Source organism: Acinetobacter sp. USHLN143 (genome assembly GCF_037145695.1).
Taxonomy (GTDB): domain Bacteria; phylum Pseudomonadota; class Gammaproteobacteria; order Pseudomonadales; family Moraxellaceae; genus Acinetobacter; species Acinetobacter fasciculus.
Map to the genome: position 1 here is coordinate 1 of NZ_JBBCWZ010000092.1, position 8,344 is coordinate 8,344.

The following is an 8,344-nucleotide window of genomic DNA, read 5'->3' on the forward strand; positions in this document are numbered from 1 at the left end:
TTGATGGCGCATACCATTGCGTAGCAGGATCAAACCAAATGGCAATATTTCCGCGACTCATGAGTGCTCGGTTATATGCGGGCCAATTGGTTGTGCGGTAGATTTTGTGTGCAGGCTTCTTCATTTGAAAATTATATCGCTGAAAAACCCTTTACAGATAGGTTTGTGCAACAAAGCCCCTTCTATCTAATAAATATACCAATAAGTTTAATAATTAAATTATCCACCCTTTTTTCTATAAAAAACTATTTTGATCAACTGTATTTTTTCTTTAAAGGAATAACAGTGTAAATTACATTAAGAATGTGTCTCTAACTAGCCTTGGAGTCATCTAATCATTTCATTTTTATTTTTTTAAGCACATAAAATCATAACAACTTTAATAGTTTTAAAAGATTAATATTAAATAAAATTTTTGTCATCTCAGCATAGACTATATATTTCGAGAAGATCTCAAAATTACATTTTTGTCATTTTTAAAAATAATTAATTAATAGTGCTAAAATTTTTAAGAGAGACAGAGAATAACCAAAAATTTCATCAGTTTAGTAGTCAAATTCCTAGACTCTGTTCAGTACTAAAACATAGCTTTTACTTCCAAATTATTTAAAGGAAAAAATTATGATGAAATTCAAAAACATTTTTTTGGGCTTATGTATCGCAGCCGCGTCATTGAATACATTTGCACAGCAATCCGATGAACACAAAGATCACCACCCTGAAAAAACAGCACCATCTGCAGTAACAATTAAGCAAACAGTTACCAGCACCACTGCTACAGATAAAATGGCTGCAATGGATCAACACATGAAGGCGATGCAAGCCATGCATGAGAAGATGATGGCTGCAAAAACCCCACAAGAACGTCAGAAACTTATGGCTGAGCACATGAAACTCATGCAAGGAGGTATGAGTATGATGAAACAGATGGGCAGCCAAAGCATGAATGCAAATATGGCTGACCGTCAGCAGATGATGGAAAAACGTATGGACATGATGCAATCCATGATGCAGATGATGATGGACTGTATGCCTCCGTCAGCAACTAAATAGTTACCCATGAATTAGGGGAAAGCACCATGAATCACCAACACCAAGAAAATAATTCAGTACCTAACTTCTGGTCTACACGTTATGCCATTGGTCTAATCGTGCTGGGTGGTATCGCAGCTTATTTTCTATTAACGGAACATTTAGCCCACGTTATCGGTGCTTTGCCTTATTTATTCCTTTTAGCGTGTCCACTGATGCATATTTTTATGCATGGTGGTCATGGGCATAACCACTCGCAGCAAAAAAAATCCGATATATCTGATAACAAAAAATAGCTCTTATCAGGAGATCCATCATGAATCATGCGGAATCGGCTTATGGTTTATGGACGCTGGTTATCATTAACTCAGCAGTTTTTATCATGTTCGCTTTCAGTTTTTTTAGACCTTCCACTGCGCGCGATTGGCGTACATTGGGGGCCTTTTCGGCTTTTATCATTGCTCTATTTGTCGAAATGTATGGTTTTCCTTTAACCATTTACCTGTTATCTGGTTGGCTTCAAACTCGCTTCCCTCAACTTGACTTACTTTCTCATAATGCAGGTCACTTGTGGTCAACGCTATTAGGTGAAAAAGGTGATCCACATTTTGGCATTTTGCATATCGCCAGTTACGTTTTCTTGGGCTATGGATTTTACCTGTTATCAACGTCATGGCACGTGCTGTACAACGCGCAACGTCAGCATTCTTTAGCGATCACAGGCCCTTATGCACGTATACGTCACCCACAATACGTGGCTTTTGTGATGATCTTGCTGGGTTTTTTATTGCAATGGCCAACTTTACTGACACTGATTATGTTTCCAATCCTACTCTTAATGTACAGCCGCTTGGCAATTAAGGAAGAGGCTGAAATGAGTAAACAGTTTGGCGCTGTCTATGACAGCTATGCTCAACAGACTCCGAGATTTATTCCAAAATTCGGCCATAAAACCACTTTTCCATAAGAGAATTATTTATGTCAGATCAAAAAAATCATAACCAGGACCATATGGCACAGGCTACAACAGACGTACTGAAAGACCCAGTCTGTGGTATGACCGTCACTGAAGAATCGAAATACCATGAGGAATTTAAGGGGAAAACTTACTTTTTTTGCAGTGATAAATGTCAATCAAAGTTTCATAGCAGCCCGGTGCAATATATCGCTAAACCCGCAACGACGACTGCCGATGCATATACACAGCATCATCAGACTACTCAATCCGTTAATGATGCAAGCACAACAGGCACGACCATCTATACTTGCCCAATGCATCCAGAAATTAGACAGGATCATCCTGGAAACTGTCCTAAATGCGGAATGACACTGGAACCACTCATTCCCGAGTTAGAGGAAGATGAGAATCCTGAGTTACGTGATTTCCGTCGACGCTTCTGGTGGACACTGCCACTCACCATAGTCGTGACTTTTTTGGCAATGTTTGGCCATCAACTGAACCTGTTCGACATGGCAGTTCAGAGCTGGATTGAATTAGTGTTGTCACTCCCGATTGTACTGTGGGCAGGTTGGCCATTTTTTTCCCGTGGTTGGCAATCGGTTGTGAATCGCAGCCCAAACATGTGGACCCTGATCGGTCTAGGTACAGGGGCTGCTTTTATTTACAGTGTGGTTGCGACCATTGCACCACAAATCTTTCCAGACTCATTTATCTCCATGGGTCGTGTCGCTGTTTACTTTGAAGCTTCAGCGGTCATCATTTCTTTGACCCTACTGGGGCAAATACTGGAATTAAAAGCACGTTCGCAAACTTCTGCTGCAATTAAGTCACTCCTCGGACTTGCTCCTAAAACAGCTCGCCGAATCCTGCCCGATGGAACTGAGGAAGATGTTCCTCTGACTCATGTCCATGTAGGAGATTTACTCAGAATTCGCCCAGGTGAAAAAGTTCCTGTGGATGGTGTAGTCACTGAAGGAAGCAGTTCAGTAGATGAATCAATGCTGACAGGCGAACCTTTACCAATCACTAAACGCGTCGGCGACAAAGTCATTGGAGCTACCCTGAATACCAATGGTTCATTGATCATGCGTTCAGAGAAAATTGGTTCAAGTACCATGTTGTCTCAGATCGTACAGATGGTGGCGCAAGCTCAACGCTCAAGAGCCCCAATGCAACGCATGGCTGATCAGGTTGCAGGTTGGTTTGTCATGGCTGTAGTAGCCATTGCCTTGCTTACCTTCTTTGGATGGGGACTGTTCGGCCCAGAAGAGTCGAGCTGGGTTTATGCATTAATCAATGCTGTGGCAGTACTCATTATTGCCTGTCCTTGTGCACTAGGCTTGGCAACTCCAATGTCTATCATGGTTGCAACGGGTCAAGGTGCTACTCATGGTGTGTTGTTCCGCGATGCAGCAGCCATTGAGAATCTGCGCAAGATTGACACACTAATCATTGATAAAACAGGTACGTTGACCGAAGGACGCCCTGTATTCGATCGTGTGGTTGCCGCATCAGGTTTCGATGAATCTGAAGTATTACGTTTAGCCGCCAGTCTTGATCAAGGCAGTGAACACCCGCTAGCCGAAGCGATTGTAAATGCAGCACACGAACGTGGCCTGTCTCTTGAAACACCAGATAATTTTGAATCAGGCTCAGGGATTGGTGTTCGAGGTCAAGTGGGCGATCGTCAGTTAGCTTTGGGCAACACGGCACTGATGGAACAATTGGGTATCTCCGTACAATCTCTGATTCCGCAAGCCGAAGAGCTGCGTTCGGAAGGGGCAAGTGTCATGCATCTAGCCATCAATGGTGAATTGGCCGGCCTGCTTGCAGTATCTGATCCCATCAAAAAAAGTACTCCTGAAGCTCTTACCACCCTGAAGGAAGCTGGACTACGTATCGTAATGGCAACGGGAGATGGTCTCACCACTGCCCGTTCAGTCGGAGCACGTCTGGGAATCGATGAGATACATGGTGAAGTCAAACCCGCAGATAAACTCGAACTTGTCAGCAAATTGCAGAAGCAAGGTCGCATCGTGGCAATGGCCGGCGATGGAATCAATGATGCACCTGCACTAGCCAAGGCTGATGTCGGTATCGCTATGGGTACCGGGACTGATGTCGCAATGAATAGTGCTCAAGTTACCCTGGTCAAGGGAGATTTACGCGGTATCTCGGTTGCCCGTTCACTCTCGGAAGCTACTGTCAGCAACATGAAACAGAACCTCATGTTTGCTTTCCTTTACAATGCCTTGGGTATCCCAATAGCAGCTGGCGTACTCTACCCATTTACAGGTTGGTTGTTGTCACCCATGATTGCGGCCTTGGCCATGAGTTTTAGCTCCGCTTCAGTGATCACGAATGCCCTTCGCCTGCGACATAAAAAGCTATGATAGAGAGTCCTTTTCTTCCACCAGATGTATCAGGCCTAGTTGCAGCACTTGCCATCGGCCTGCTCATTGGTTTAGAACGAGGATGGAATGATCGTGAACTGCCAGAAGGCAGCCGAGTAGCAGGCCTACGTACCTTCACATTGACAGGATTACTCGGAGGAGTGCTGGGTCATCTACAGCCAAACTTTGGGCCTTGGCCACTAGTCGCAGCCGTATTAGGGCTTTCCCTTTTACTTACGGTATCCTACGCGCGTACCGCAAAAATTTCCGGTAATTTAAGCGCTACCACGACGATCGCGATGCTGTTGACATTAGTTCTAGGTGCATATGCATCCCATGGTAATGTTACTTTAGCATTAACAGCGGCTGTCATCGTGGCTGTATTTTTGGATCTCAAGCCAACCTTACATGGTTGGTTACGCTTGATCGAACATCGTGAATTAACCGCATCTCTACAGTTACTGGTACTTTCTGTCGTTATATTACCTTACTTACCCAATACGGGTATGGGACCTTTTGCTGCATTAAATCCTTACCAGTTATGGTGGGCAGTGATCCTGATTGCCGGACTCTCTCTGGCAGGTCATTTTGCCATGCGGCTCACCGGTTCACAAAGAGGCATACTCTGGACAGGTCTATTGGGTGGTTTGGCATCTTCTACAGCTGCAACTGTCGCACTGGCACGCTATACACGCCAGCACCCCGTCATGGTCAGTGCTGCTATTTCTGGAACATTGGCTGCCTGTGGCATCATGTTTTTTCGTATGGTTGTGCTGATAGGCGTCATTGAGCCAGCATTGCTAAGCACTTTTGGTGGTGCAATGATGATTGCGGGAATCCTTCTGCTGGGTATGGCATTGTGGAGACAACGCCAAATTACCAGCGCTGAAAACAACGATCGAACAATAGAAGCAATGGCTCCTTTTGATCTTGGGACAGCATTCAGCTTCGCTGCTTTCCTGGCTGTCATGGCAGTCTTGGTCCCGGCAGCAAAACAATGGTTGGGCACCAGCGGCATCTTCGTATTATCGACTATTTCTGGGCTAGCAGACGTAGATGCTATTTTAGTCTCACTTGCCCGCCTGCATAGTACTGAAGGCTTAACAACAAATGTGGCTGCTGTCGCGCTAGGGCTGGCCACACTGAGCAACATGTTAAGCAAAGCGACAATTGCATGGATGACAGGGGGGGCACAGTTTGGCCGAGCTATCATATTTGGCTACACAATTGCCATGATAGGTGCTGGCGTAGCTCTGGCTCTCAGTTTGAGCTTTATGTAAGGTCAACTCGGGTAAATGGAAGATGTTCAAAAAATGAGTTAAAATGATTCCCCTTGCATGGATTCACTTTGAAAAACAATGGTAAAAATGATTCGACCATTGAGGGATTCAGCCTGGATGGTCGCCCCAAGCATATCAAGAATAGATTTTGTTATGGCAAGCCCTAAGCCGGTTCCTTCTTCTGTTCTTTGTCTAGACGCATCTGTTCGATAAAAACGATCAAATAATCTGGATAGTTGTTCAGGAGAGAGTTCAGGGCCTTCATTTTCAATTGAAAATATTGTGTTATCTAAATTCTGTTGAAGTTTTATCTGTATTGTAGAATTCTTGTTTCCATATTTAACTGCATTAGACAATAGGTTGCTGAGTGCGCGACGTAACATAGCAGGATCACCTTTTACATTGCCAGATCCTGTTTGTTGAAGTGTCATATTTTTTTCGGCAGCGAGAGCGTCATAGAAATCAAATAAAGCGGTAACTTCTTTAACGAGGTCAATATTCTGTAAGTTCTGTAAATTTAAGCCATGTTCTGCTTTTGCCAAGAAAAGCATATCGGACACCATTCGAGCCAAACGTTCAAATTCTTCTAAATTAGAAAATAGTATTTCTTGATAAGTACCAATATCTCGGTTACGGGCGAGACATACTTGAGTTTGGGTCATTAAATTATTAATCGGTGTTCTAATTTCATGTGCTAAATCAGATGAAAAATCGGAAAGTTTTTCTAAAGCTGACTCTAGTCTGTCCAGCATAGCATTGAAGGCGATTGCCAATGATTTTAGTTCGGTTGGTGTATGCTCAACTTCTAAACGTTCTGAAAGATGTTGAGCAGAAATTCCTTCTGCGACCTTAGCCATTTTTTGCACGGGTCTTAAACCTCTCCAGGTTGCAAACCAACCTAAAAACATTAAACAAATTGTACCAGCCAAACCAATATACAAAAGTTGACGCTTAAAATCTTTTAGAAAATGTAGATGTTCTGATGTATCGATCCCAACAATAATTCGTACAGATTGTATTTCAGAATTTCTATTTATACCTGTAGTGTAGATCATGCCACGATAGGTCTTATTTTGAACTTGCCATTTAATCCATGAATTATTTGCTGACTTGATTAAATTTTGAGTATTAATGATTGAGGATGCTGAACTAAATAAAATTTGGCCTGTCGGTCGTTCTATTTGGACCATAAGATCATGGTGTCCAACTAACGCATCTCTTAAATAAAGATTAAGTTCTGGAGAATTTTTAGGATGCTGTTGGAGAAGATTCTGAATAAGCTGGATTTTACCTTCTAATTGGGTACGGTCTTGAGTTTCAAAATGATGCATTACTAATTTATTTATGAACAAACCCATAATAATTAGAATGAAAATAGTAGATAATGAGAAAATGATACCGATCCGGAAACTGATCGCTCTGAATAAATTATTATTCATCCTCTACCTCTAGTACATACCCCATTCCTCGAATATTCTGAATTAATTTGGGAGTAAAGTTACTGTCAACTTTACTTCTTAATCGTTTAATAGCGACTTCAACGACATTCGTATCACTATCAAAATTCATATCCCAAATTTGAGAAGCAATCAGCGCTCTTGGTAAAATTTCACCTCGTCTACGCATAAAAAGTTCCATAAGCGCGAATTCTTTTGCCGTCAGATCAATGCGTTGACCCGCTCGCGTTACCCGACGTTTTCTCAAATCAAGTTCTAAATCAGCAATCTTAATAATATTACTATCTTCTCTTTGCTGCCCTCGTCTAAGGAGAGTTTTGATTCGAGCAAGAAGCTCTGCAAAAGCAAAAGGCTTTATTAAATAATCATCAGCGCCTAACTCTAGACCTTTTACTCGATCTTCTATCTGATCTCTGGCTGTTAAAAACAGAATGGGCATTGTTTTACCGCTGCTACGAATATCATTGATAATATTCCAACCATTTAGTCCAGGTAACATCACGTCTAAAATAATTAAGTCATACTCTTCAGAAAGAGCTTGATGTTTACCCGTTAACCCATCTGTAACCCAGTCCGTAATATAGCCAGCTTCGGATAAACCTTGCTTGAGATAATCACCAGTTTTTTGTTCATCTTCAACTAATAGTATTCTCATTTCCGAATCCTAAGTCATTCATTAAAACTATAATAACGTTATAAAACATCTGATCGAGATAGATTACAAAAATGTCATTTTCAAGTCACTTAGATGTTCAATGCTTCACTTTATTGTAGTAGCAAGAAATTAACTTTTAGAGAAACTTATGAAAACTGTAGTGCGTCGTAGTCTAACAATTTTAATGTGTGCTGGAACTTTAATTGCTGGTACTCAATCTTGGGCAAAAGATGCAAAAGATCTATCAAATTCGAAATCTAATGCTGTGACAACTGCAAAAAAAGCACAAGAGCCGTGTTCTAAACCTTGTAAGATGAACAAGGATAATAAGGTTCAGCAAGAACCTAGCCAACAGCAAGCGGCAAATTCCTCTGATATGTCGAAAATGGATCATTCCATGATGAATATGGACCATTCGAAAATGGATCATTCAAAAATGAATATGTCCAATACATCGTAAGCGTCCGCTGAATCCCATGCCTATTTTTTAATTTTGGTCGGATTTCCAGCGGTGTGGCAGTAATTCTTCTATTTGGGTCACTTTATGTGTCGGCAACCTTTTCAGC

At 41.9% G+C, this 8,344-nt stretch carries 8 protein-coding genes and 1 pseudogene; 6 read left to right on the forward strand and 3 right to left on the reverse strand.

Translation table 11 applies throughout. The annotated features are described in order from the left end of the window. Positions 1-124: pseudogene (locus WFH18_RS15600) on the reverse strand (IS5/IS1182 family transposase); the annotation flags it as partial. 497 nt (positions 125-621) lie between these two features. Here WFH18_RS15600 and WFH18_RS15605 point away from each other — a divergent pair. From WFH18_RS15605 to WFH18_RS15625, 5 genes are read left to right on the forward strand one after another with little or no spacing between them, the layout of a single operon-like run. After that, the gene (locus WFH18_RS15605) at positions 622-1,053 is read left to right on the forward strand and encodes a hypothetical protein (RefSeq protein WP_004695737.1); all 432 of its coding nucleotides are present in this window, start codon (positions 622-624) and stop codon (positions 1,051-1,053) included. 26 nt (positions 1,054-1,079) lie between these two features. Beyond that, on the forward strand, positions 1,080-1,328 hold the full coding sequence (locus WFH18_RS15610) for a DUF2933 domain-containing protein (RefSeq protein WP_004695740.1): 249 nt from the start codon (positions 1,080-1,082) through the stop codon (positions 1,326-1,328). A gap of 20 nt (positions 1,329-1,348) precedes the next feature. Further along, positions 1,349-1,999: a methyltransferase family protein gene (locus tag WFH18_RS15615; protein ID WP_103800921.1), complete on the forward strand. Its 651-nt coding sequence runs from the start codon at positions 1,349-1,351 to the stop codon at positions 1,997-1,999. Between the two features lie 11 nt (positions 2,000-2,010). After that, positions 2,011-4,386, forward strand: coding sequence for a heavy metal translocating P-type ATPase (locus WFH18_RS15620; protein ID WP_103800920.1), 2,376 nt, complete (start codon positions 2,011-2,013; stop codon positions 4,384-4,386). Next, positions 4,383-5,666 (forward strand): MgtC/SapB family protein, encoded by a 1,284-nt coding sequence (locus WFH18_RS15625; protein WP_103800919.1) that lies wholly within the window; start codon positions 4,383-4,385, stop codon positions 5,664-5,666. Before WFH18_RS15620 ends, WFH18_RS15625 begins: the two co-directional genes overlap by 4 nt. 38 nt (positions 5,667-5,704) lie before the next feature. On the opposite strand, the gene WFH18_RS15630 is transcribed toward WFH18_RS15625, so the two are convergent. Further along, positions 5,705-7,105, reverse strand: coding sequence for a heavy metal sensor histidine kinase (locus tag WFH18_RS15630; RefSeq protein ID WP_005093351.1), 1,401 nt, complete (start codon positions 7,103-7,105; stop codon positions 5,705-5,707). Then, positions 7,098-7,778, reverse strand: a complete 681-nt coding sequence (locus WFH18_RS15635; RefSeq protein WP_004668313.1) for a heavy metal response regulator transcription factor — start codon at positions 7,776-7,778, stop codon at positions 7,098-7,100. Before WFH18_RS15635 ends, WFH18_RS15630 begins: the two co-directional genes overlap by 8 nt. A 148-nt stretch (positions 7,779-7,926) precedes the next feature. Here WFH18_RS15635 and WFH18_RS15640 point away from each other — a divergent pair, with 148 nt between their 5' ends. Further along, a complete protein-coding gene (locus WFH18_RS15640) occupies positions 7,927-8,238 on the forward strand; it encodes a hypothetical protein (RefSeq protein ID WP_336755212.1) in 312 nt (103 codons plus the stop codon). The last annotated feature ends 106 nt before the right edge of the window (positions 8,239-8,344 follow it).

What these genes read in the sequence shown, in the direction of transcription:
- WFH18_RS15630 (WP_005093351.1), bottom strand. Translation starts at nt 7,105, where the DNA reads ATGAATAATAATTTATTCAGAGCGATCAGTTTCCGGATCGGTATCATT.
- WFH18_RS15620 (WP_103800920.1), top strand. Translation starts at nt 2,011, where the DNA reads ATGTCAGATCAAAAAAATCATAACCAGGACCATATGGCACAGGCTACA.
- WFH18_RS15605 (WP_004695737.1), top strand. Translation starts at nt 622, where the DNA reads ATGATGAAATTCAAAAACATTTTTTTGGGCTTATGTATCGCAGCCGCG.
- WFH18_RS15625 (WP_103800919.1), top strand. Translation starts at nt 4,383, where the DNA reads ATGATAGAGAGTCCTTTTCTTCCACCAGATGTATCAGGCCTAGTTGCA.
- WFH18_RS15640 (WP_336755212.1), top strand. Translation starts at nt 7,927, where the DNA reads ATGAAAACTGTAGTGCGTCGTAGTCTAACAATTTTAATGTGTGCTGGA.
- WFH18_RS15610 (WP_004695740.1), top strand. Translation starts at nt 1,080, where the DNA reads ATGAATCACCAACACCAAGAAAATAATTCAGTACCTAACTTCTGGTCT.
- WFH18_RS15615 (WP_103800921.1), top strand. Translation starts at nt 1,349, where the DNA reads ATGAATCATGCGGAATCGGCTTATGGTTTATGGACGCTGGTTATCATT.
- WFH18_RS15635 (WP_004668313.1), bottom strand. Translation starts at nt 7,778, where the DNA reads ATGAGAATACTATTAGTTGAAGATGAACAAAAAACTGGTGATTATCTC.